The organism is Nonomuraea sp. SBT364 (assembly GCF_001083785.1).
Taxonomy (GTDB): Bacteria; Actinomycetota; Actinomycetes; order Streptosporangiales; family Streptosporangiaceae; genus Nonomuraea.
This window is the reverse complement of sequence record NZ_LAVL01000001.1, coordinates 164,233-186,436: the sequence shown is the minus strand read 5'-3', so window position 1 is coordinate 186,436 and position 22,204 is coordinate 164,233. Positions and strand designations below refer to the sequence as shown.

Annotated in this window: 21 protein-coding genes and 2 pseudogenes; 13 read left to right on the top strand and 10 right to left on the bottom strand. The window is 69.5% G+C overall.

Annotation, left to right across the window (positions count from 1 at the left end):
• Window positions 1-104 precede the first annotated feature (104 nt).
• The 3 genes from ADY59_RS00940 (at window position 105) to ADY59_RS00930 (ending at window position 2,286) form a co-directional block, all read left to right on the top strand.
• Window positions 105-1,280 (top strand): sensor histidine kinase, encoded by a 1,176-nt coding sequence (locus ADY59_RS00940; protein WP_049556447.1) that lies wholly within the window; start codon window positions 105-107, stop codon window positions 1,278-1,280.
• A complete protein-coding gene (locus ADY59_RS00935) occupies window positions 1,277-1,948 on the top strand; it encodes a response regulator (RefSeq protein ID WP_049556445.1) in 672 nt (223 codons plus the stop codon). Before ADY59_RS00940 ends, ADY59_RS00935 begins: the two co-directional genes overlap by 4 nt.
• 152 nt (window positions 1,949-2,100) lie before the next feature.
• Window positions 2,101-2,286, top strand: a complete 186-nt coding sequence (locus tag ADY59_RS00930; RefSeq protein WP_197093368.1) for a hypothetical protein — start codon at window positions 2,101-2,103, stop codon at window positions 2,284-2,286.
• A gap of 299 nt (window positions 2,287-2,585) precedes the next feature.
• Here ADY59_RS00930 and ADY59_RS00925 read toward each other — a convergent pair whose 3' ends face one another.
• Window positions 2,586-3,581 (bottom strand): helix-turn-helix transcriptional regulator, encoded by a 996-nt coding sequence (locus ADY59_RS00925; RefSeq protein ID WP_049556441.1) that lies wholly within the window; start codon window positions 3,579-3,581, stop codon window positions 2,586-2,588.
• Between the two features lie 131 nt (window positions 3,582-3,712).
• Between ADY59_RS00925 and ADY59_RS00920 the strand changes: the two genes are divergently transcribed.
• The 5 genes from ADY59_RS00920 to ADY59_RS00900 all read left to right on the top strand — a co-directional run bounded on the left by ADY59_RS00920 (window position 3,713) and on the right by ADY59_RS00900 (window position 7,740).
• On the top strand, window positions 3,713-4,162 hold the full coding sequence (locus ADY59_RS00920) for a carboxymuconolactone decarboxylase family protein (protein ID WP_049556439.1): 450 nt from the start codon (window positions 3,713-3,715) through the stop codon (window positions 4,160-4,162).
• Window positions 4,163-4,289: 127 nt separating this feature from the next.
• Window positions 4,290-4,937 (top strand): YdeI/OmpD-associated family protein, encoded by a 648-nt coding sequence (locus ADY59_RS00915; RefSeq protein WP_231618477.1) that lies wholly within the window; start codon window positions 4,290-4,292, stop codon window positions 4,935-4,937.
• Between the two features lie 370 nt (window positions 4,938-5,307).
• Complete coding sequence (locus tag ADY59_RS00910; RefSeq protein WP_049556437.1) at window positions 5,308-5,904, top strand: hypothetical protein; 597 nt, start codon at window positions 5,308-5,310, stop codon at window positions 5,902-5,904.
• A gap of 384 nt (window positions 5,905-6,288) precedes the next feature.
• Entirely contained in the window at window positions 6,289-6,909 is a 621-nt protein-coding gene (locus tag ADY59_RS00905; protein WP_049556435.1) for a PadR family transcriptional regulator, read from the top strand.
• Between the two features lie 3 nt (window positions 6,910-6,912).
• Entirely contained in the window at window positions 6,913-7,740 is an 828-nt protein-coding gene (locus ADY59_RS00900) for an alpha/beta hydrolase (RefSeq protein ID WP_049556433.1), read from the top strand.
• 168 nt (window positions 7,741-7,908) lie between these two features.
• Here the strand turns inward: ADY59_RS00900 and ADY59_RS00895 are convergent, their stop codons facing one another.
• Complete coding sequence (locus ADY59_RS00895; protein WP_049556431.1) at window positions 7,909-9,054, bottom strand: acyltransferase family protein; 1,146 nt, start codon at window positions 9,052-9,054, stop codon at window positions 7,909-7,911.
• 80 nt (window positions 9,055-9,134) lie between these two features.
• Between ADY59_RS00895 and ADY59_RS00890 the strand changes: the two genes are divergently transcribed.
• Complete coding sequence (locus ADY59_RS00890; protein ID WP_049556655.1) at window positions 9,135-9,794, top strand: TetR/AcrR family transcriptional regulator; 660 nt, start codon at window positions 9,135-9,137, stop codon at window positions 9,792-9,794.
• A 190-nt stretch (window positions 9,795-9,984) separates the two neighbouring features.
• Window positions 9,985-11,265 (top strand): MFS transporter, encoded by a 1,281-nt coding sequence (locus tag ADY59_RS00885; RefSeq protein WP_156325219.1) that lies wholly within the window; start codon window positions 9,985-9,987, stop codon window positions 11,263-11,265.
• 385 nt (window positions 11,266-11,650) lie between these two features.
• Here ADY59_RS00885 and ADY59_RS00880 read toward each other — a convergent pair whose 3' ends face one another.
• The 4 genes from ADY59_RS00880 to ADY59_RS00865 all read right to left on the bottom strand — a co-directional run bounded on the left by ADY59_RS00880 (window position 11,651) and on the right by ADY59_RS00865 (window position 14,653).
• A complete protein-coding gene (locus ADY59_RS00880) occupies window positions 11,651-12,379 on the bottom strand; it encodes an SDR family oxidoreductase (RefSeq protein ID WP_049556428.1) in 729 nt (242 codons plus the stop codon).
• Between the two features lie 490 nt (window positions 12,380-12,869).
• Window positions 12,870-13,043, bottom strand: a complete 174-nt coding sequence (locus tag ADY59_RS00875) for a hypothetical protein (protein ID WP_156325218.1) — start codon at window positions 13,041-13,043, stop codon at window positions 12,870-12,872.
• Between the two features lie 233 nt (window positions 13,044-13,276).
• On the bottom strand, window positions 13,277-13,450 hold the full coding sequence (locus ADY59_RS49490; RefSeq protein ID WP_156325217.1) for a hypothetical protein: 174 nt from the start codon (window positions 13,448-13,450) through the stop codon (window positions 13,277-13,279).
• A 294-nt stretch (window positions 13,451-13,744) separates the two neighbouring features.
• Window positions 13,745-14,653 carry a sigma-70 family RNA polymerase sigma factor gene (locus ADY59_RS00865; protein ID WP_049556426.1) on the bottom strand — a complete coding sequence of 303 codons (909 nt, stop codon included), beginning with the start codon at window positions 14,651-14,653 and terminating at the stop codon, window positions 13,745-13,747.
• Between the two features lie 331 nt (window positions 14,654-14,984).
• On the opposite strand from ADY59_RS00865, the gene ADY59_RS00860 reads away from it, so the two are divergent.
• A complete protein-coding gene (locus ADY59_RS00860) occupies window positions 14,985-15,416 on the top strand; it encodes a DoxX family protein (protein WP_049556423.1) in 432 nt (143 codons plus the stop codon).
• A gap of 117 nt (window positions 15,417-15,533) precedes the next feature.
• Here the strand turns inward: ADY59_RS00860 and ADY59_RS00855 are convergent, their stop codons facing one another.
• The 4 genes and pseudogenes from ADY59_RS00855 to ADY59_RS00850 form a co-directional block, all read right to left on the bottom strand.
• The gene (locus tag ADY59_RS00855; RefSeq protein WP_231618476.1) at window positions 15,534-17,090 is read right to left on the bottom strand and encodes a sulfatase-like hydrolase/transferase; all 1,557 of its coding nucleotides are present in this window, start codon (window positions 17,088-17,090) and stop codon (window positions 15,534-15,536) included.
• A gap of 28 nt (window positions 17,091-17,118) precedes the next feature.
• Window positions 17,119-17,541: pseudogene (locus tag ADY59_RS53660) on the bottom strand (sulfatase-like hydrolase/transferase); the annotation flags it as partial.
• Window positions 17,499-17,795: pseudogene (locus ADY59_RS53840) on the bottom strand (sulfatase-like hydrolase/transferase); the annotation flags it as partial. The pseudogenes ADY59_RS53660 and ADY59_RS53840, both read right to left, overlap by 43 nt.
• A gap of 248 nt (window positions 17,796-18,043) precedes the next feature.
• Window positions 18,044-19,789: a SulP family inorganic anion transporter gene (locus tag ADY59_RS00850; protein WP_049556421.1), complete on the bottom strand. Its 1,746-nt coding sequence runs from the start codon at window positions 19,787-19,789 to the stop codon at window positions 18,044-18,046.
• 78 nt (window positions 19,790-19,867) lie between these two features.
• On the opposite strand from ADY59_RS00850, the gene ADY59_RS00845 reads away from it, so the two are divergent.
• Together ADY59_RS00845 and ADY59_RS00840 are read left to right on the top strand one after the other, a co-directional pair.
• Window positions 19,868-20,527 (top strand): GAP family protein, encoded by a 660-nt coding sequence (locus tag ADY59_RS00845; protein ID WP_049556419.1) that lies wholly within the window; start codon window positions 19,868-19,870, stop codon window positions 20,525-20,527.
• Entirely contained in the window at window positions 20,524-22,143 is a 1,620-nt protein-coding gene (locus ADY59_RS00840) for a SulP family inorganic anion transporter (protein ID WP_049556418.1), read from the top strand. The genes ADY59_RS00845 and ADY59_RS00840 overlap by 4 nt, the downstream gene beginning before the upstream one ends.
• The last annotated feature ends 61 nt before the right edge of the window (window positions 22,144-22,204 follow it).

Below are 22,204 nucleotides of genomic sequence, written 5' to 3'. Positions count from 1 at the left end.
TGGAAGGCCCTGTCCCGAATCACCGCGTTGCGGACATTCCGTGTAGCTCATCTGAGGGACAAACGCGGCAACATCGGGAATCAGAGATCGATAGGCTCTGAGCCATGCCGGGGACCTGGGCCAGCGACCGCTTCCGGAGGTTGCGGGAGGTGTGGCGCGTCTACGACGCCCGGGTATGGGACCGGTGGCTGGCCGTGGTGTGCACCGGGCTGGCGTTCGTGCCGGCGCTGTCGATCATGAGCGTCGAGTTCGGAAACCGGTCAGGACGCCCGGCCGACGCGTTCCAGATCGTCCTGATCCTGGCCCAGACGGTGCCTCTGGCCGTGCGCACGCGATGGCCCGCCGCGTGTCTGGCGATCACCGGCCCGGCTTTCGCGCTCCACGAGACGCTCGGCTACCCGATGCAGTTCGGCACCGTGTCGGTGTACATTGCGCTGTATTCGGTGGGCGCGCACCAGGAGCGATTCCGGCGCGTCATCGCCGTCGTGGCGTCGGCCGCGTACGTCGTGCTGTGCGTGGCCGTGGTCCTGCTCGGCTCACCGGTTCTGCAGAGCGACTTCCTGATCTTCTACCTGCTTTTCGCCGCGTGCTGGCTGGGCGGCGCCTTCGTACGGGGGCAGCGGCTCCAGGAGGCCGAACGACGGCGGCTCGCCACCGAGGCCGCGGCCGCCGCGGAGCGGGCGCGCATCGCGCGGGAGCTGCACGACGTGGTGACCCACCACGTCACCGCCATCGTCGTGCAGGCCGACGCCACGCAGTTCGTGGCCACGTCGCCGGAACGCGTGGTCACGGCACTGTCCACGATCGGCGGCGCCGGCCGCCGAGCCCTGGCCGAACTGCGGTATCTGCTGGACGTGCTGGAGGCGACCGGAGAGTCGGCCACGCCCGTCATGGGCAGCGTGCGAGACCTGGTCGAACAGGCCCGAAGCGGCGGCCAGCCGATCGAACTGGTGGAGGACGGCGACCAGCCCTCGCTCCCGGTCGGCGTGGGGCTGGCCGTGTACCGGGTGGTGCAGGAGGGCCTGACGAACGCCGTCAAGTACGCCGAGGGCCGCCCCACCACCGTTCGCATCGGCTATCGGGACCACCGCGTGGAGGTCGAGGTGACGAACGCCGCCGCCGCGGTCCCCGTAGGCGCGAGAAGCAGCCTCTCCGGCGGCCGCGGCCTGGCTGGACTGCGTGACCGGATAGGCGCGATGGGCGGTGAGCTCGCCGCGGGCGAGCGGCCGGACGGCGGTTTCCGAGTCTCCGCGTCGATCCCCGCAGGCGGTACCGAATGACCATCCGTGTCGTGATCTGCGAGGACCAGGAGATCGTCCGTGCCGGCTACCTGACGGCGTTCGACGCGCAGCCGGACATGGCGGTGGTCGGCGTGGCCGCCGACGGCCCGGCCGCGGTCGAGGCGGTCACCAGCCTGAAGCCCGACGTGGTGGTCATGGACATCCACATGCCGCTGATGGACGGCATCGAGGTGACGAGGCGCATCGCCGGCCCCGGTGTCGTGGCGCCGCCGAAGGTACTGGTGGTGACCACGTTCAACGTGGACAAGTACGTCTACGAAGCCTTGCGTGCCGGAGCCAGCGGCTTCCTTCTGAAGGACACCCCACTACTGGACCTGGTGAACGGCGTCCGCACCGTCGCCCGCGGGGAGTCCCTGCTGTCCCCCACCGTGACCCGTACCCTGATAGGTCGCTTCGCCGACCGCCTCCGCCCGGCCGTCCCCACCCCCGGCGAGGATCCGCTGGCCGTCCTGGCTCCCCGCGAACGCGAGGTGCTGCGGCTGATCGCCCGTGGCCTCTCCAACGCCGAGATAGCCGCGGAACTGGTCATCAGCTTCGAGACCGTCCGGACCTACGTCTCCCGGATCCTCACCAAGCTGGACCTACGCGACCGCGTCCAGGCCGTGGTCCTCGCCTACCGCACAGGCTTCGCCGACGACGACCGCTGAAACCGGCCAGCGCCTTTCCACGCCGGACGAGCAAGATCCCCGAAGATCAACGCTGGTCGTACTCCATTTGATGCCTCTGGATCTCGTCTGCGTTGTCGACCGTCCAGCCGTACAACCGGCCGAACGGCTCCCGCAGCGATTCGCCGAGCGGCGTGAGAGAGTACTCGCCCCTGCCCGAGGACCTGGCCGAGGGGCTCCTGCGGGAGAACGACGCCTGGATGGGGCAGATCATGCGCCCCGCGGCCACGGCGCTGATCCGCGACGGACTGGTCCACGGCGCCCAGACCCCCGACGGCGAGCGCGATCTCGAGGGCCTCCTCCGGAAACTGACCCTCTAGAACCTGGACAAGGCGGACCTTCTCCAGCCTCTTGTGCCGGACCTCGGCTTGAGCGCGAGCGGGCCGAGTCGGCCCCCGGCCAGCTGCCGGCTCAAGAACCGGCTCAGGACACGCACAAAAGCCGATGACGTCGCCCGTCAAGCCCGGAGCTGAGGCCATCGCCAAGGCCACCGAGGTCCTGGCGCCCTGTTCACGGAACCACCCGGCTACCGGAGGGATCGACGTCAGGGCCGCCTGACCGTCCCGCCCGTGAGGCAGGCGGGCCAGCCGTGTTCGAGGAGGCTATCCGGGTATTCGTGTCACTGGTTGTCCTCAAGGAGTCGGCGTGTACGGGTGAGGAATGCCTGGCGGACCTCTTCTGGGTGCAGTATCTGGAGCGGCCGGCCGAGGCTGAGCAGGTAGCGGGCCAGGCCGTCGGCGTCTGGCCCGCCGATGTCGATGATCGTGGCGTCATCGCCGTCCGGGTGGTGGACGCCGACCGTCGGTGGCACCAGCCTGCGGGCCTCATCGGCCGGTACGGCCAGGCGGATGGTCACCCGCACCGGGTAGGGCCTCAGCGCTATGCCCGTGCTGACCATCTGTGCTGGATCTGGCGGGTCGGGCAGGTCAGTGGCCTGCCCGGTGGCTGTGGCATCGATGATCCGATCGGTGCGGAAGGTGCGCCAGTCCTGCCGCGTCAGGTCGTGGGCGAGGAGATACCAGCGGCGGCCGGTGTAGACGAGCCGGTAGGGGTCCACCCGGCGGGTGGAAGTCGTTCCGGCCCGTCCGCGGTAGGTCAACTCGGTGCGTTCGCCCCGCCGGCACGCGGTGGCCAGATCGAGCAGCAGCGCGGGGGAGATCTGGCTGTCGTCGGGTCGTGCGGTGTGGGTGAACGCGGCGTCCAGCTCGCCGAGCCGGTCGGCGATCCTGGCCGGCAGCACCTGGCGTAGTTTCAGCAGCGCCGACAGGGCTGCCTGGTCGCTGCCGGAGACTCCGCTGAAGGCGGCGGTGCGCAGCCCGACGGCGACCGCGAGGGCCTCCTCCTCGTCAAGGATCAGCGGCGGAATGCTGGTTCCGGGCCCGAGGTGGTAGCCGCCCCATGGGCCCATCTCCGATTCGATGCCATAGCCGAGTTCGCGTAACCGGGCGATGTCCCGGCGAACCGTCCGTTCGGTGATCTCCAACTGGGCGGAAAGATCAGCGCACGTCCAGGACCGCCGCGTTGACAGCAAAGACAGCAGCCGCAGCAGCCGCGCCGAGGTGTTGACCACAGCAACAGTCTGCTCGATGACCAGGACCGTTTCTGACCGGGTCATCCCGTAACGTCGCCGGCATGACCGAGAACTGCTCGGCCGGAAAGTCCATCAAGACGACGATGACCTCGACCGAGGTGCGTTGAAGGGCGGGGCCCGGATGGGCCGAGGTAACCGATGAAGGAGCAACACTGATGGAAGCACGCATGAAGAGCGTGGCGAGTCCCGACTTGATCACCGGGATCACGCATCTCCAGAAGGCGATTCACGCCGGTGGCGTCGACCCGCTGCTGCTTGAGCTGGTCCATCTGCGGGCCAGCCAGATCAACGGCTGCAGCCCGTGTGTGTTCGCCGGCGTCCAGTCGGCGAAGAAGCATGGAGAGACCGAGGAGCGGCTGCACAGCGTGGTCGCCTGGCGCGAGACCCCGTTCTTCACCGAGGAGGAGCGGGCGGCGCTCGCGCTGACCGAGGCCGCCACCCGGATCCAGGACGGCGCGCCGGGCGTGACCGACGAGGTCTGGGACGCTGCTGCCACCTACTTCGACGAGAACCAGATGTCCGCGATCATCCTGAACATCGCCATCACCAACTTCTTCAACCGGATCAACCACACGATCCGTGAGCAGGCCGGCAAGACCTGGTGAAGGCGGGCGGGCGCCATCCGTCCAGAGGCCGCGGTGGCGACGTGGCGAAGGATCTGGTCGGCCGGCTCCACCGCTGACCGATCCGGCGCCACTTCCGGCGGGCCTCGTCCTGGGCTCTCATCTTCGGGTGACCGCCGACAACCATTCCTTTGATGATCATCAGGGGCGCATGACGATGAGCGACGAACTACTGGAACTGACCGTTACCGACGCCCGGGCCTGGCGGGAGTGGCTCAGCGGGCACCACGACAGCTCGGCAGGGGTGTGGCTGGTCCTCGCCAAGCAGAACACGACCCGGCCCACGAGCTTGACCTATGACCAGGCGCTCGACGAGGCCCTGTGCCATGGCTGGATCGATGGTCGGCTACGGCGACGGGATGAGATCACCTTCTGCCGGCGCTTCACCCCTCGCGGAAGGCAAAGTACCTGGTCAGCGCGGAACGTTTCGATCGTCACCCGTCTGATCAGTGAGGGCCGGATGCGTCCGGCCGGACTGGTCGAGGTCGAACGCGCGAAGGCCGACGGCCGCTGGGACGCGGCCTATGCGGGACAGGCCGGCATCGAGGTACCAGCCGACCTGGCCACCGCATTGGCCGCGAGGCCCCGGGCGCAAGCGATGTTCGACATCCTCACCTCCCAGAACCGCTACGCCGTTCTCTATCGGATCGCGAGCGCCAAACGCGCCGAGACCCGGGCCCGCCGTATCACCCAGTTCGTTGACATGCTCGCCCGCGGCGAGGCGATTCACCCGCAAAAGCGCTCCCTCGGGAGTTGACTGCGGGCCCACTCCTCTCCTCGCCTCGCTCCTCCGAGCCCACGCACATGGCGGCCTGGGCCCCATCAGCCCTCTGCGGTCACGTCGTCGGGCACGAACCCGAGCCAAGGCGACGTGCACAGCCGAACCAGCATCGGACAACGCACCACTTCTACTCTCCAGGTTCCCCAGGCCTGGACCTCTCAAAGTTACGGCGAGTCGCCACCCTGACTGGTGCGTACCTTTCGGTAACTCCGTCGGCATTCTCGACTGTGATCGGGCCGTCTATGGCATCGGTCGGGGAGGAGCTCCTGAAACTGCGTCGGCGCCGGGCCGCGCCCCCGGAGGTCACGCCATCGATCCGCGTGCGCGCAGGCGCTACGATCGGCCAATGGCCGCCGTTGAGACGTCGACGAGCCCCTATACGATCAAGCCGCTCAGCACCGCGATCTGGCCGGCATTCGCCCAGCTGGCGGAGAAGCACGGCGGCGTGTGGAACGGCTGCTGGTGCACCTGGTTCCACCCGGCCTGCGCCGACAAGGGCGAGAGCGGGGAAGACAGCCGGGCCCGCAAGGAACGGCTGGTTCGTGAGGGCAAGGCGCACGCCGCCCTGGTTCTCGACGGTGACGTCGCGGTGGGCTGGTGCGAATACGGGTCACCCGAGGAGCTGCCGAGGATCTACCATCTCAAGGAGTACAACGCCGGTCTCGTCCAGCTGCCCGACTACCGCATCACCTGCTTCTTCGTCGACCGCGGCCACCGGCGCAAAGGCGTCTCGACCGTGGCGCTGCGCGGCGCGCTGGGCCTGATCGCGAAGGCCGGTGGCGGTGTGGTCGAGGCATATCCGCAGGACACCCAGGACAAGCGGGTGTCGGCCTCTTTTCTTTACAACGGCACCCGCACCCTGTTCGAGCGGGCCGGTTTCGCATACGTGCGGCCCAAGGGAAAGAACCACTGCGTCATGACCAGGACGGTCTCCCCTCTCTGAAACTCCGGAGCACCACCGCGGCCGACACCGCGCAGCTCGACACCGACGCGCTGACCGCGCCGGCCACCACCAGCATCCCGCTCACCGCGGACGAACTCGCCGCGGCGCCTGCCGACCACCGCCCGGCAGTGGCTGGAACGCCTCGCCGAGCTCACCCGCCAGTTGGAGACCGGTGGTCAGGTAGCCGGCCGGCACCGGTACCACGAAAGGCTCTACGGCGCGCTGATTGACGCCGTCGCCGCGCTCGGCGACGTGCACCCGGGCGGGCTCGACAGGCTGCAACGCGACCCTGAACGCCTCTCAGACAAGCCGCGCGGCACGTATTGGCCACCATACAGCTGTTCAGTGCTTGATAGTCAGAGTATGACTAGCCATAATCTGACTATGGCGTCGAGGGAGAGCGTCCCACGTTCCGCGCTGGGACTGATCGTGCTGGGGCTGCTCACCGAGGAGCCGATGCACGTCTACCGCATGCAGAAACTGATCGAGCAGTACGGCAAGGCCCGCGTGGTCAACGTCCGCCGCCGGGCCAGCCTCTACCAGACCGTGGAGCGCCTGGCCCGGCACGGTCTCGTGGAGGCGCGCGAGTCCGTCAGCGGCGACGGGGTCCCCGATCGCATCGTCTACGCCGTCACCGCCGAGGGCCGCGAGACCGGCGCCCGCTGGCTGCGCGAGATGCTCAGCACGACCGGCGCCGAGTTCCCCGAGTTCTTAGCTGCGCTGTCCGTGCTGGCGGGCCTCGCCCCCGACGCCGCGCTGCGCCACCTGCGGCTCAGGGCCGACCGCCTGGCCGCCGACCTGGCCGCGACCGAGGCGATCATGAACGCGGAGCCCCGCCCGCCGCGGCTGTTCCTGCTGGAGGAGGAGTGCCGCCAGCTGCTGCTGCGAACGGAGCTGGAGTGGGTGCGCGGCGTCGTGGAGGACCTCGGCGCTGGCCGTCTGGCGTGGGACGAGCCGTGGCGGCTGGCCGTACGGGCCGAGTTCGTGACCGAGAAGGAAGAGTGACCGATGAGCATCCTGCCCGTACCCGGCGCCGGACTGTACTACGAGGTGACCGGCTCCGGTCCGGCGCTGCTGCTGATCCCCGGCGGCACCGACGACACCCGCGACTTCGCGGGCCTCCTGCCCCACCTGAGCGCCCGCTTCACCGTCGTCTCCCACGATCCTCGCGGCAACTCCCGCAGCCGTCTCCACAGGCCCGCGAGGGACGTGCCGGTCGAGACCCACGCCGATGACGTCCTGCGGCTGCTGCGGGCAGTCGGCGGGGTCACCCGGGTCTTCGGCACGAGCGCGGGCGCGCAGGTCGCCCTGGCCCTGACGGCGGCGGCCCCGGACCTGGTGGACACCGTGGTCGCGCACGAACCGCCGGCCCTGGGCCTCCTGCCGGACGGCGACCCGCGCCGCGACCTGGCCCGCGAGGTGGACGAAAGCTACCGGATGGGCGGCGTCGAGGCGGCCCTGCGGACCTACGTCGCCGGCTCCGGCCTGACGCGGACGCCCGAGGGGCCGCTCGCCGAGAGCGCGGAGGCGGGCGCGAGTATGGGGGCGAAGCTGGCTCGCATGCAGTCCAACGCTGGGCACTTCTTCGCTCATCACGCCTCGGCGACCGCCACGTTCCTGCCGGACCTGGCCGCCCTGCGGGACGGCGGGTCCCGGATCGTGGTCGGCGCGGGCGAGCAGTCAGGCGGGCAGCTCGCCCACGACGCCGCGCTCGGCCTGGCCGGGCGGCTGGGCACGAAGGCGGTGCTCTTTCCCGGCGGGCACGCGGGCTACCTCACCCACCCCACGGCGTTCGCCCGGACGCTGTGCGACGTCCTGGACGCGGGCTCGTTCTAGCCACTACGGCTTCGGCTCGCCTGCCAAACGCGCCGGCTCGCTCAGACCCGCGCCCGGAGGCGAAGCCGAGGACGAACGATCTTGACGCGGACGAGCAGCGGCCATCGTCACAGCGTTGAGGAAGAGCTCCAGGGGATCAAGGGAGACCCTGAGGAACGGCGACGCGATCTAGCTCCGGCGGGTCGTGCCGCCTGCCGAGGCGGCTCCGACTGCGGCGGGCGGCTTCCGGCGGCTCAGGCCGAGGGCGAATCTGGTGGGGCCCCAGCGTCGCACGATCTCGTAGGTGGCCAGGCTCAGCGCGAATGACACGGTCATGATCAGCACGTACGGCCCAGGCCCGGCGTCGGCGTGCTCCACGACGTAGAAGCCCACGGCTACCAGGAAGGTCTGGTGCAGGACGTACAGGGGAAAGGCCGCCTCGTTGAAGTACGCCACCGCCCTCGGCCCGCCGTTGAGGTGCCGCCTGCCGTACCCGAGCATGGCCAGCAGCGCCGTCCAGCAGGCGAGGTCGCGCACGGCTGTCGCCGGCGGGCCCTCCTGGCCGCCGAGCATGAGGACACCCGCGCCCCCGCACACCGCCAGTGCCAGAAACAGCGGGCGCCGGCGCTCGATCATGTCCATGATCGCGTCATCGGTGGCGATGAGGAAGCCCAGCAGGAAGTAGGCGGCGAAGACGAAGATGTTCTTCCCGCCCGCCTCGGGCAGGTACGACAGCGCGATCAGCAGCACGACCGGCAGCAGCACGGCGGGCAGGGGCCGCCGCAGCCAGCCCGGCGTGTACCCGCGCCTGGCCAGAGCCTGCATCGGTTGGACGAGCGCGGCGGAGATGAGGAAGAGGAACAGGATGAACCACAGATGCCCCGGCGAGATCCCGCCCTCGTACTCCGACCAGTCGGAGAAGTCGGTGAAGTACGTCCACAGGAAGCCGGCATAGGAGCCCTCGTAGCCGCGGTGGAAGCGCAGGGCGTAGTACGCCTGCGGCGGGACGACGACCAGCACGCCGAACAGCAGCGGCACCAGCAGCCTGGACACCCGCTCGCCGACGTACCGGCCCGCGGACCTGCGCTTGAGCGCGTAGAAGCTGGCCGAGCCGGCCAGCAGGAACAGCAGCGGCATGAACCAGTAGGACAACTGCACCAGCACGGTGGAGAACGTGTTCACCTCGCCCTTCACGTAGAACGAGGCGCCATCGTTGAACACCCGCGCCGTGTGGTACGGGAACAGGAACAGGATGCCCAGATTGCGCAACCAGTCGATGTAGTTCTTGCGGCCGCCGCTCGGCCCGGCCGTCGCCGCTGTCGTCGCCGTCGTCATAGGTGCCTCCGATACCGAAAGGTGATCACGTCGTCTCGTACGATACCGAAAGTATTGAGTACTTTCGGTATGCTGTGAGCGTGAACGCTGAGCACGAGACAAGCCCGAACCGGCGTCTGCCGCGCGAGGAGGTACGCCGCCGGCTGCTGGCCGAGGCAGCGCGAGTGTTCGCCGAACGCGGCTACGCCGACGCCCGCATCGAGGACATCGCGGCCGGCGCCGGCTTCACCAAAGGGGCCGTCTACTCGAACTTCGGCGGCAAACAGGAACTGTTCGGCGCCATCCTCGGCGACAGCGCCGAGACGGAACTGGCCGCCGTGCGGGAGGAGATCCGCGACACCGACGACCTGCCCACGCTGATCGGCCGGGTGGCGTCGCTGGTCGCCCGGCGGATCGTGGAAGACGACGGCCGGGGGCACCTCGGCCTGGAATTCGCGGCCCGCGCGGCCCGCGACGAGCCCACCAGGGAGATCCTCACCCCGATGCGCCGCGCCCAGCGCGAAGGTGCCGCCCGCTCGATCGCCGAAGTCGCCGGGCGTACCGGCGCCCGCCCCGCCGTGGATCTCGACCAGGCCGCGCTCATCCTGCACTGCCTGACCAACGGCCTGGTCAACGAGCACATCGCCGATCCTGAAGAGATCGATGCGGAGACCGTCGAACGAGCGCTGACCACCGTACTGACCTGCCTGCTGCCCCTCGCGTCGGGCAACGACCAATCAGGCTCCCGATCACCAACGTGACAGTCCCTGGCAACGTGCCCCTGAGATCTTCCTTGAAGATCGCTATTTTGAGGATCCGAGGCACCCTCTGAGTGTTGAGGCGCAGAAGTTCTGCGACGGCATCGCTGACGTCGACCCACCAGAGCCTGTGAAGGTTGAGCGTTCCTCATCGAACTTCTGAGTGGTGGTCGCGCCTCGGAGCCCGCACCAGATGCGCCAGAGAGCCGAGATCATCAAACATCTGAAAGGGGACGCGTTGCCGGTATCTCGTACTGGCCCCGTGTCCGGGCGGCCGCTCCGCTCAGCCGCCTTCCGGTGGTTTCTGGGCGGCCAGTCGGTCTCCATGGTCGGCAGTGCCATGTCGCCTGTGGCCCTGGCGTTCGGCGTCCTGGAGGTCACCGGCAGTGCGGCCTGGCTGTCAGCGGTCACCACTGCGGCCTTGGTCCCGATGGCCGCGGCGCTGCTACTCGGCGGCGGTATCGCCGACCGCTATCGGCGCGACACCGTGCTGTGCCTCACCAGCCTGGGTGCCGGCCTTACCCAGGTCGGCGTCGCGCTCCTCCTCCTGACCGAGCAGCACCCGGCGTTCCTGCTGCCGCTGTCCGCCGTCAACGGCATCTTTCAGGGACTGACCACGCCGGCGCTGCGCGGCATCGTCGCGAATCTGACGGCAGGACGCGGCATTCAGCGGGCCAGTTCCCTGCTGGCCTCCGTCAGGAACACCACGCGGATCATCGGGCCGACGGCAGCCGGCCTGCTGACCGCTTCCGTGGGCGGCGGCTGGGCGATCGCCGTGGACGCGGTGTCCTTCCTCCTTGCGGCCGCGTGCTTCGCCCGGATGTCGTTGCCGGACCTGCCACCGCGCAGCGAGGGTGGCTCGACGATGCTCGGCGAACTGCGGGAGGGCTGGGGCTACTTCAGCTCCCAGCCGTGGATCTGGGCGGTGACGTCGGCCTTTGCCGTGTTCAACGCCCTCAACATGGGTGTCTGGCAGATTCTGGGCCCGGTGATTGCCGAGGACACGATCGGCGCTGCGGGCTGGGGAGTGGTGCTGAGCGCTCGCGGTGTCGGGGCGCTGCTGGCGAGTGTGGTGATGGTGAGGGTGACGGTGCGGCGGCCGATGGTGCCGGCACTGGCCTCGATGTCGCTGGCCGCCGTCCCGCTGATCCTGCTCGGTGCCGGCGCGAACACCTTCTGGCTGGCCGTGGCGGCATTCGTGGCGGGCGTGGTCGCCGAGTTCTTCACCGTCGTGTGGGAGACCGTCAATAACACCCACATTCCGGAGCGGCTGCTCTCCCGGGTCGGCGCCCACGACGAGTTCTGGTCCTCTGTGTCCATCCCCATAGGACAGCTGTCCACCCCATTCCTCGCCGCAGCATTCGGAACGGCAGCGGTCGCCGTCACCGGCGGCGGGGTGGCAGCGGCGGCGATGCTGGTGACGTTACTGGTTCCGTCGCTTCGGAAGATCGAGATCAACCGGAACGACGATTGATCACGGCTCCAGCACCTCCATCTTGTCCTCGGGTGTGATGGCCGCGTCGTCGCCCGATGACGATTTCCGTGAGCGCTTCGGCGAGGGCGCGTTCGAGCGGGGTCATGACGGGGCTCCTTGGCTGGTCGTTGGAGGTCGTGATGCGTCCGAGACGGCTGCCATGGCATGAAGGTGGCCCTGGCCAGCCCGGATCGACCCGCAGGTCCAGCGGCAGTCAGTCGCCGCCCACCGCGCCGGGCCTGGCCGGCATCCGCTCGGCGACCTGGGCGGTCCTGGACGCAGGGCCGGTCGCAGCCGGCGATGTGGCATGGCATCTGGCCAAGCACAGGGTCGTCCGGATCCGGGGCGAGGAGCCGACGTCAGCCTTGCTTGAGGATGCGAGCGCTCAGACCTGTTCGAAATGGAATTCCTTGATGAAGCAGTCACGGGGCTGGCTGACTGCGAAGAGGATGCACTCCACGAGAGACTGTGCGGTGAGGGCGTCCTTGGCCTCCCGTGGCGTGGACTTCCACTCCTCAGACAGAGGGTCGGTGTTGTCGAAGTCGGGTGGGTAGAGCGATATCACCCGGACTCCCTGTGGCCGCAGGCGCTTGGAGAGGATCTCTGTGAACCCGGCTTGAGCGCTCTTGGCTGCATAGAAGGCGTCGTGCGCATCCGAGCGGTGATGTCCGGCCGTTCCGCAGGCGGAGACCATCGTCACCACATCCGGCTTGGCCGAGTTGAGCAGGAGAGGGAGGAAGTTCTTCACGGTCAGGACCGTGCCCGTTGCGCCGGACGCGATGGTGTCGACCACATCGGCGTCGGAGGCTGACTGGAGGTCCGGCCCGTGGAGGTAGCGCGAACCGTTGTTGATCAGGAGGTCGACGCGGTCGGTGAGCTGGGAGACACCGGACGCGAAGTCGCGGATCGAGGCGGGATCCGTCAGGTTGCAGGCATAGGCGTGGACCTGCCGATGGCCTCGGTCGCGGATCTCATCGCGGACACGCTCAGCGGCAGCGAGGCTGCGTGCGGACAGGAAGACCTCCGCGCCGAGGTCTGCGAGCCGGATCGCCAGAGTTCTCCCGAAGTCGCGGCCAGCGGCAGTGATGACAACGCGATGGTCGTCGAATCTCATGGTTCGCTCCTTGTTCGTGGTCCGGCTGTTGTTTGCGGTGAAGTGCGACGGCTGACTTCGGCGGCTGACTTCGGCGGCGTAGTCGGCCCAGTCGCCTGCGGAGAGTCGTCGCCAGGTGTCGGCGGACTGGCTGGTGTGCAGAGGCGAGTACGACCGAAAAGGGCTCTGTCGCTGATCTTGTGACATGGAACGACCTGGTAGTTGATCATATTCGGAGTGCGTTCAGGGAAGCACGCCCTGGGCATCTTCCCCGCGACGGCTCCGCCGTCCGTGCGCCTCTTCGCCAGCAACGCCAGAGGACACCCATGAGAGGTCATGGCCGTGGCTGACGGGCCGGTGGGACATTGTGGTGATCGAAGACCGGCTGGTGGAGGGGCTGGACGTGGGCGGGAACCCGGTGTACCCGGTCTGCCGCCGCGCGGCCGAGGCGATCCACCTGCCATAGCTCCCGCGTTTCAGCCGTTCCCCGGGCGCTGACGGGCCGGGCCGGTCAGGTCGCGCTCTGCTGGTCATGGTCGCGCAGGTGCAGGGCCGTGGAGAGCATGGGCTCGTCGGTGACGGCGGCGCCGCCGATGGCTTTGCCGCGGGCGCGGGCGGATTCGTGGCCTTCCAGGGTGCGGTCGCGGACGTATTCGCGTTCCGTCCCCAACAGTGCGGCGAGCACGGTGAGCACCACCGGTCGGGAGGCCCGACCACCTATCGTGATGTGATTTCAGCGCGATCCGGAGCCGGGCCGAGCGAGGCCGAGCTGGGGGTGGAGGACGGCATGCGGCCAGGCTACTTCGGAAGGGCTGTTCCCGGAGTGACCTTACTCGTCGCTTGTTCGCTCGACGTGGTGGGTCTGTCTGGGCGCCCCCACCGCTCAGTCGTCGAGCAGTCGCCGCTTCGCCCGTGGGATCAGTTGGTGAAAGCGATCTGGGTGCGGTGGTGCTTGGGGGTGTCGATCTCGTCGAGCAGGGCGATGGCGAAGTCGGCATAGGAAATGAGGCCGATGCCCGCAGGGCCACCGACCCGGTAGTGGCCGACTCGCGGGCCGTCGTGGTCGAAGTTTCCGGTGGGGCTGGCGTACAACCAATCGAGGCTCCAGCTCCGCCGCGTGCACCGCTGTGCCGAGCGTGCGGCCGAGATGCAGGCCCAGGTTGCCCGAGCCGCAGAACAGCTCCGCGACGAGCGGCCCGCCGTTTCCGCCAGGTGGTCCGTGCAGGTCGGCGACCGTTTCGGTTAAGTTTCATGTGTCTATCGGGGCTACGAGAACCCCACTAGAGATGGCGCGGGGCCGCCGGGGTCGATCAGCGCCAGTTACGCGTCGACCTCGCGCAGGCTTCCGCTGGACGTTGCGCCGATCGGCAACGTCGCTGGGGACGCTCAGGACGCCTGACCGCCGAGCGCCTGAGCGGTCGCCCCAGCCTCCTCGATGACTTCCAGGTCGAGTGCGCGCAGGTGATCGAGATCGGCGATCAGGTTGATCTCGGTGATCCGCCCCGCCGTGATCGTGAAGTCGAACGCCATGCGCGCCCGCCCGCCCGCTGACCAGACGGCTCCGGCGGCCCCGTCGACCAGCGCCAGTCGGGCGCCCTGGGCTCGGCCGCTGAAGGTCTCGGCCACCGCCGGGGAACCGCGGAGCCGCCTGGACGCGCCCGTCAGCACGGCCGCCCGATCGGCGTGCAGCACCACGTCCGGGTCGAGCAACGCGAGCAAGGCGCCGAAGTCACCGCCCCGCGAGGCCGCGAGGAAGGCGCCGACGATCTCCCGCTGCCGCAGCAGGTCGGCGCCGGTCGGCGGGTCCGCCCCCTGGACCCGCCGCCGGGCCCTGCTGGCGAGCTTCCTGGTCGCGGCCGTGTTGCGATCCACGATCGGTGCGATCTCCTCGAACGGCACGGCGAAGACGTCATGCAGGACGAAGGCCAGCCGCTCGGCGGGAGCGAGCATGTCCAGCACCACCTGCATCGCCAGACCGACCGAGTCGGACACCAACGCGGCCTGCTCCGGATCGCTCCCGCCGTCGTCGGCCGCGTCCGGAGGCGCCGCCTCCAGCAGGTCTTCGCGCAGGGTGGTGCGCGAGCGCAGCATGTTCAGCGAAACGCGCGCGACGACCGTGGTCAGCCACCCCCGCAGATTCTCCACCTCGCTGGTGTCGGAGCGGCTGAGCCGCAGCCACGCCTCCTGGACGGCGTCATCGGCCTCGCTCGGTGAACCGAGCAGTTGGCAGGCCACCGCCCGCAGATGACGGCGATGCTCCTCGAATCGGCCGGCCAGGATCTCGTGCTCACCCATCGGTCACATTCCTTCGTCGGGTCGGGTCATCTCTATGACCAGCCGGCCTGCGCCGATGTGACCGACAACCACGAGGAGTACGCCATGACCGATGGCATCAAGACCGTCATTCACCCGGCGGACAACCTCGCCGCCGCCAAGGCCATGTGCAGCGCCCTGCTGGGCGTCGAGCCGTACACGGACGAGCCGTACGTACTACGTCGGTTCTCCGCCAACGGCCAGGACATCGGCCCGGGCCCGTCGCGTACTGGCACGTCGCCGGCATCGAGATCCAACCGGCCTGAACTGCCGATAGCCCTTTTCCGAACGAATTACTGCGGAGGAAATCATCATGCCCACCCGCGTGTGGCCGCGACGGCTGCTCACGGCCTTCTACTGGTTCGTGGCGACCACGTTCTTCCTGGGCTTCGTTACGAAGTACTGGCCCGGCCCCACGTTCTTCGGGCCGGCGTACTCGGTGAAGTTCGTGGAGTGGGGTTACCCGTCCTGGTTCAGATTCGTGGTCGGGGCCATCGAGGGAGTGTGCGCCGTATTGCTGGTCATTCCGCGCCGGCGATTCAAGTTCCTCGGCGCGACAGCCCTGATCCTGGTCCTCACCGCCGCGACCACGACGCACATCGTGGCCGGCAGCGAAGTCCATGAACGCGTCGCCGCCCCGGCCAACCTGGTGATCATGGTCATCTTCGCGCTGATCAACTGGCCGGCCGATTGGCGGGACCTGCTGCGCCGGGAACGAGTTCCGAGCGTGTCCCAGCCTGCGTGACATGACCCGCCTTCGTGTCCTCGCCCACTGGATCGCCACCCTGATCATCGCCGGAATCCGCGGCCGGAGCGTTGCTGAGCGGAACCGGACGTCCGGCGTCACGCCTGGCGCGGCTGATCAGTCCATCCGGGTGGCCAGCTCAAGCCGTTCGTGGCCGGTCGGCTGGGTCACCTCGGGGAAGTCGAAGGTGACCTCGTGGATCTTGCCGGTGAAGGGGAACAGGCCCTTGCCGGCGTAGTCGTCGCAGACGGGCGAGACGCAGTCCATGCCGACGTCCATGCATTCGGTGCCGCACCTCTGCGGGATCTGCTCGGGCAGGTGCAGGTCGCCTGCGAGTGTGCCGTCGACGGCCATCGTGACGTCCGCGGGGCCGCCCGGCCGATCGGTCCGCGGCGTGATCGTCACCGCGATGGTGTGCTCGCCGGGTGTGAGCGTGTCGGGTGAGAGCAGGTCGTGGCGCTGGATGCCGAAGAAGTTGTAGTGGAAGCGGGCCTTGCCCTTCCAGCCGAACAGCGACCAGCCGGCGGCGTCGCCGCCGATGGCGAAGATCACGCCCTCGGTGCCGGAGTCCGGGACGTCGACCGTGGCCGTGACGGTGAGCGGGACGCTGACGAGCTTGGGCCCGCTGCCTTCCGGCAGGCGCACCATGCCCTCGCGGAAGGTGACGCGGTCACGGCCGGCGAAGTGGCTGGGGCGCAGGGTGACGTCGAGTCGTTCGGCGAAGCGGTCGTCGAGCGGCAGGACGTTGTAGCGGGCGGCTTCGGCCATGAACATGTCCTGCAGCGCCCGCAGCCGTTCCGGCTCCTGCCGGGCGAGGTCGACGGCCTGGCTGAAGTCGCCGGTGATGTCGTAGAGCTCCCACACGTCGTCGTCCCAGCTGTAGGAGCCCGCCGTCTCCCAGGGCAGGCGGCCGTGACGGCAGGAGGCGATCCAGCCGTCGGAGTACATCGCCCGGTTGCCCATCATCTCGAAGTACTGCCGGGTGTGACGGCTCGGTGCGGCGGCGTTGGCGGCGTCGAAGGTGTAGGCGAAGCTCGTTCCCTCGATGGGTTTCTGGGCGGAGCCGTTGACCTCGGTGGGATGCGTCACGCCGACGACTTCGAGCAGCGTCGGCGTGACGTCGATGATGTGGTGGAACTGGGAGCGGATCTCGCCGGTGCCGGAGATGCGTGCGGGCCACGACACGATCATGCTGTTGCGGGTGCCGCCGAAGTGCGAGGCCACCTGCTTGGTCCACTGGAAGGGCGTGTCGCCGGCGTGGGCCCAGCCGACGGCGTAGTGCGGTGAGGTGCCGGGCAGGCCCCAGGAGTCGAGGAAGCCCATCGCCTCTTCGATCGACGGCTGCCGGCCGTTGAGGCTCATGACCTCGTTGGGGGTGCCGACCAGCGATCCTTCGCCGCTGGAGCCGTTGTCGCCGATGATGTAGATCACCAGGGTGTTGTCCAGCTCGCCCAGGTCCTCGATCGCGTCGATGACGCGGCCCACCTCGTGGTCGGTGTGTTCGAGGAAGTCGGCGAAGTTCTCCGCCTGCCGCGCGAACAGGCGGCGATGCTCAGCCGGTTGACTGTCCCATGAGGGGATCTGCTCGGGCCGATCGGTGAGCCGGGTGCCGGGCGGGATGACGCCGCGATCGAGCTGTCGCTGGTGCACGGTGCTGCGGCGCGTGCGCCGCACCGGGAGAGAAGTAGGCCAGGAACGGACGGCCGGGCGCGATCGTCTTCTGCTTGGAGATCCAGCCGACGCACTCGTCCGCCAGGTCGCGGGTGAGCTGGTAGCCGTCCTCCGGCGGCGCCGGAGGCTCGACCGGCTGGGTGTCCCGGTACAGGGAGGGGAAGAACTGGTCGGTCTCGCCGGCGATGAACCCGTAGAAGTAGTCGAAGCCTTGACGGGTCGGCCAGTTGTCGAACGGGCCTGCCGGGCTCGTCTGGTTGTCGGGCACGTTGTGGTTCTTGCCGAACCAGGCCGAGGTGTAGCCGGCGTGCTTGAGATCTCGGCGAAGGTCGCGGTGCCTTTGGGGATGATGCCGCTGTAGCCAGGGTAACCGGTGGCCATCTCCTGGATCACGCCGGTCGCCACGGTGTGGTGGTTGCGTCCGGTCAGCAGCGCCGCGCGCGACGGCGAGCACAACGCCGTGGTGTGGAACTGGTTGTACAGCAGTCCGTCGGCGGCCAGCCGCTCGGCCGTCGGCATCCTGACCAGGCCGCCGTTCACGCTCGGCCAGCCGAACCCCACGTCGTCGAGCAGGATCAGCAGGATGTTCGGCGCCCCTTCGGGCGCCTCCTTCGGCTTCGGGAAGTCGGGGGTGGACTCGGTGGCGTACGTGCCGATCTTCGCGTTCCCGTAGCTCCACTCCGGTTCGGGCAGGTGGTTCCTGTCCATGTGGACGGGAAATCGCGGTGAACTGTCGCGCATCAGCCAAGCTCCGTTCGGCCCAGGGGGCACGTCGGCGGCTTTGCCCCGATTCAGGTCTTTCCGTCAGCGCTCCCTTCCAACATCGACAGGCGTGCATTTGACCAGGTCAGAAGGCCGCCTTGGCGTGAAGGCCCGGGACGGCGCTGTGCCGCCCTCAGGTGCGTCTTGCGAGGGAAGGGCTTCGCGCTCGTCGTCCACCCGTGTGCGCGCAACTGTTAGGTCCCTGACCGGCGTCTGGCGAGCAGCGCGCGCAGCCGATGGAGGAGGCCGCGGCGGCGCGGGCGGCCCGGCCGCGCCGGTTCGAGGCCGGGGTGCTCGGCGCGGTAGGCGTCGACCGCGTCGGCCACCCGTTGGTAGTGCTGGATGCGGTCGTCGAGGCCGGTGTCGCGCATGAGGGCGCGTACGGGGACGCGGGTGCGTGCGAAGGCCAGGCGTGCGCCGGCGCGGTCGCAGTCGTCGGCGACGCGGTGCAGGGCTTCGACGCCGGTGGTGTCCATGTCGTAGACGGCTTCGGCGTCGAGGACGATCTGGCGCACCGGCGGTTCGGCGTCGGTCATCAGGCGGCGCAGCTCGGTGCGGAGCACGTCGGCGTTGGCGAAGAACAGCGGCGCGTCGAAGCGGTAGACGACGAGGCCGGGCAGCGTCTCGGCGTCGCGGTAGTTGACCACGTCGCGGTAGGCGTGCCCGTCGCCGGTACGGCCGAGCACCGCGGTGTACGGCAGCACCGCCCGGCGCAGCACCTCCAGCAGCGAGACGACGACGCCGACCACGATGCCCTCCAGCACGCCGAAGATGAGCACGCCGAGGGCGGTGACGGCGGCGAGCACGAAGTCGGTGCGGCGGATCCGCCAGAGCCTGCGGAAGGCCGGCAGGTCGATCAGGCGGGCGGCGGTGAGGATGATGACGGCGCCGAGCGCGGCCTGGGGCAGGTCGCGGATCAGCGGCATCAGGACCAGCAGGGTGACGACCACGGCGGCGGCGGCGCCGAGCCCGGCCAGCCGGGTCCGTGCCCCCGATCCGGCCAGCAGGGCGCTGCGCGAGTCGCTGCCGTTGGCGGGGAAGCCGCCGAGCAGCGCCGCTCCGGCGTTGGCCGCCGCCAGGCCGAGGAACTCCTGCTGCGGATCGGCGTCCTTGCCTTCCTTGGCCGCCATGGACCGCGCGGTGAGGACGCTGCTCGCGTACACCAGCAGGGCGATGCTCAGCGCGGGGCCGAGCAGGCGCACCGTGTCGGCCAGGCCGGTCCAGGGCAGGCCAGGCACCGGCAGGCCGCCTTCGGCGGGGCCGAGGACGTCGAGCCGGTCGCCGAGCCCGGCCAGCGCGACGACGGCGGTCGCGACGACCAGGGCGACGAGCGGGCCGGGCAGGCGTTTGGCGTAGCGGCCGAGCAGCAGCACGGCGGCGGCGGTCAGGACCGCGCTTGCCAGGGCCCACACGTTCAGGTCCGTGAGGTGGCTGAGGACGGTGCCGGTCTTGGCCAGGGGCGTGCCGTCGGCCGGGATGCCGGTCACCTTGCTCAGCTGGCTGGCGATGATCACCACGCCGGAGCCCGCCAGGTAGCCGGTCAGGACGGGTGTGGAGAGCAGGCGCATCAGTACACCGGCGCGGACCACGTACCCGATCATCAGGAAGACGGCGATCAGCAGGGCGAGTTGGGCGGCCACGGCGGGCTGGTCGCGGCCCGGTGCGGCGGCGAGGGCGCTGGCGACCACGATGGCGACGGACGATTCGGGGCCGACGTTGAGGAAGCGGGCGCCGCCGAAGAACGCGTAGCCGATGATCGCGCCCAGCGCCGTGTAGAGGCCGGCCGCCGCGGGCAGCCCGGCGAGCTGGGCGTAGGCGAACGCCTGCGGCACCAGCACCGCCCACAGCGACAGCGCGGCGAGCAGATCCGGGCGCAGCCAGGTGCGACGGTATCCGCGCAGTTCTCCCCATCCGGGTACGGCGGGCCAGCTTGTGGACACCTCTGGTTCCTAGCCAAGGCCGGGGCAAGGGAAGCCCGGGAGAGCATCGTTCCTGCTCAAAAGGGGTAGGCCAGCCGCATGGGTGCGGTGCTGGGGGAGTTGCTGCCGTTCGCGCTGGCCGTGGCGATCAGCCCGATCCCGATCATCGCGGTGATCCTGATGCTGCTGGCGCCCAAGGCGGGCGGTACCAGCATGGGGTTCCTCATCGGCTGGGTGGCCGGGATCGTGGTGGCGACCGCGATCTTCATCTGGCTGGCCGGCGCGATCGGCCTGTCGGCGGGGTCGGGGGAGCCTTCCGCGGCGGTGTCGTGGGTCAAGCTGGTGCTCGGGCTGGTCCTGCTCGGCCTGGCCGGCAAGCAGTGGAAGTCACGCGGGCGGCCCGGGCTGCCCGGCTGGATGAAGGCCATCGACAGGCTCACCGCCGTCAAGGCCGCCGGGCTTGGGGCCGCTCTGGCGGCGGTCAACCCGAAGAACCTCATGATGTGCGTGGCCGCCGGCGTGGCCATCGCCCAGGGGGGCACGCACGCGGTCCTGTTGCTGGCCGTCTTCACGGTGCTGGCCGCGTGCAGCGTGGCGGTCCCGGTCGTGGTGTACGCGGTCGCGGCCGACCGGATGCGTGCGCCGCTGGATCGGCTCAAGGGCTGGCTGGAGCAGAACAACGCGACGGTGATGTTCGTGCTGCTGCTGGTCATCGGCGTGGTGCTGATCGGCAAGGGGCTGGGCGGGCTGCTGCCGTGACGTGGTTCGCCGCGGGCATGCGGGGCCGGCTGAACTGGCCCGGGGAGGTCACCGCCGGGGTCACGCTGGCTGCGCTGGCGATCCCGCTCAACATCGGCTACGCGCAGATCGCCGGCCTGCCGCCGGTCGTCGGCCTGTACACGGCGATCGTGCCGATGCTGGTGTTCGCGCTGCTGTGCTCGTCCCGCCAGCTCGTGGCCAGCCCGGACGCGCCGATCGCGGCGCTGATCGCCTCCCTGCTGGTGGCGATGGCCGCCCGGCCCGGCAGCCCGCAGTACGTCGAACTGGCCTACGCGCAGGCGCTCGTCTGCGCGGTGGTGTTCCTGCTGTTCTACGCATTCAAGCTGGGCTTCCTGGCCGATTTCCTGTCCGAGCCGGTGCTGGTCGGGTTCATCGCCGGGCTGGCGGTCGAGATCCTCACCAGCCAGGTCGAGAAGATCCTCGGCGTCCACGTCACCGCCGACCGATTCTTCCCGGAGCTGTGGGAGATCATCACGAAGATCCCGCAGGCGCACCTGTGGAGCGTGGCCGTCGGCGTGGCGACCGTGGTGGTGATCGTCGCGCTGCGGAAGTTCGCGCCCGCGCTGCCGGGGCCGCTGATCGCGCTGGTCGCCGCCACCGTGGCTGTGGCCTGGGCCGGGCTCGACAAGCACGGCGTGTCGGTCCTCGGCCGGGTGCCGTCCGGGCTGCCGATGCCGCACTGGCCGTCGATCAGCCTCGGGCAGTGGGCGGGGCTCATCCCCGGCGCCATCGCGATCTGCGCCGTCACTCTGGCCGACGGCCTGCTCACCGCCCGCCGCTACGCCGAACAGCACGGCTACCGCCTCGACGCCAACCAGGAACTACGCGCGTTCGGGCTGGCCAACGTCGCCGCCGGGCTCACCCAGTCGATGACCACCGGTTCCAGCGCCTCGCGCACCGCCGCCATGGACGCCACCGGCTCCCGCTCCCAGCTTCCGAGCGTGGTCTGCGCGGCCGTGGTCGCCGTCCTGGTCGCCTTCTTCTCCGGCGTGCTCGCCTACCTGCCCAACACCGCCCTGGCGGGCATCGTCGCCGTCGCCGTCATCCGGCTCATCGACGTGCGCAAGCTGGCCGAGTTGTGGCGGCTGCGCCGCTCGGAGTTCTGGATCGCCGTCGTGTGCCTGCTCGGCGTGCCGGTGCTCGGCTCGCTCACCGCCGTCGTCATCGCCTTCCTGCTCTCGGCCGTGGACGTCGTACGGCGGGCCGCCCGCCCCAGCACCGCCACCCTCCGTCCCGGCGGGCACGGCCGGTACGTACGCGGGCACGAGGCCGGGCCGCTGACCGTCTACCGGTTCGAGAGCCAGCTCTTCTTCGCCAACGCCGGCACCTTCAAGACCGAGGTCGCCCGCCTGGCCGGCGACGGCGCCCGATGGATCGTCCTGGACGCCGAGGCGATCACCGACGTCGACACCACCGGCGCCCAAGCCCTCCGCGAGACCGTCGCCACGCTGCGCGAACGCGGCGTCACCTTCGCCATCTCCCGCGCCACCACCGGCCTGCGACACCTGCTCGCCCACTACGGCCTGACCGAACTGACCTACTACGACTCCAACGAAGCCGCGGCCGCCGCCTACCGGGCGAGCAACCACGCTTGAGATCCGCGCGGGTGCGTCCAGGGGGTGCGGTGATCAACTGTTGGCACGTTTCTGACCTTGC

Excerpts from the sequence above, each read along its gene's own strand:
- ADY59_RS00880 (WP_049556428.1), bottom strand. The coding sequence starts at position 12,379 with ATGAGATTCGACGACCATCGCGTTGTCATCACTGCCGCTGGCCGCGAC.
- ADY59_RS00910 (WP_049556437.1), top strand. The coding sequence starts at position 5,308 with ATGGCCGCCGTTGAGACGTCGACGAGCCCCTATACGATCAAGCCGCTC.
- ADY59_RS00860 (WP_049556423.1), top strand. The coding sequence starts at position 14,985 with ATGCCCACCCGCGTGTGGCCGCGACGGCTGCTCACGGCCTTCTACTGG.
- ADY59_RS00900 (WP_049556433.1), top strand. The coding sequence starts at position 6,913 with ATGAGCATCCTGCCCGTACCCGGCGCCGGACTGTACTACGAGGTGACC.
- ADY59_RS00905 (WP_049556435.1), top strand. The coding sequence starts at position 6,289 with ATGGCGTCGAGGGAGAGCGTCCCACGTTCCGCGCTGGGACTGATCGTG.
- ADY59_RS00865 (WP_049556426.1), bottom strand. The coding sequence starts at position 14,653 with ATGGGTGAGCACGAGATCCTGGCCGGCCGATTCGAGGAGCATCGCCGT.
- ADY59_RS00935 (WP_049556445.1), top strand. The coding sequence starts at position 1,277 with ATGACCATCCGTGTCGTGATCTGCGAGGACCAGGAGATCGTCCGTGCC.
- ADY59_RS00920 (WP_049556439.1), top strand. The coding sequence starts at position 3,713 with ATGGAAGCACGCATGAAGAGCGTGGCGAGTCCCGACTTGATCACCGGG.
- ADY59_RS00845 (WP_049556419.1), top strand. The coding sequence starts at position 19,868 with ATGGGTGCGGTGCTGGGGGAGTTGCTGCCGTTCGCGCTGGCCGTGGCG.
- ADY59_RS00895 (WP_049556431.1), bottom strand. The coding sequence starts at position 9,054 with ATGACGACGGCGACGACAGCGGCGACGGCCGGGCCGAGCGGCGGCCGC.
- ADY59_RS00940 (WP_049556447.1), top strand. The coding sequence starts at position 105 with ATGCCGGGGACCTGGGCCAGCGACCGCTTCCGGAGGTTGCGGGAGGTG.
- ADY59_RS00885 (WP_156325219.1), top strand. The coding sequence starts at position 9,985 with ATGCGCCAGAGAGCCGAGATCATCAAACATCTGAAAGGGGACGCGTTG.
- ADY59_RS00925 (WP_049556441.1), bottom strand. The coding sequence starts at position 3,581 with ATGACCCGGTCAGAAACGGTCCTGGTCATCGAGCAGACTGTTGCTGTG.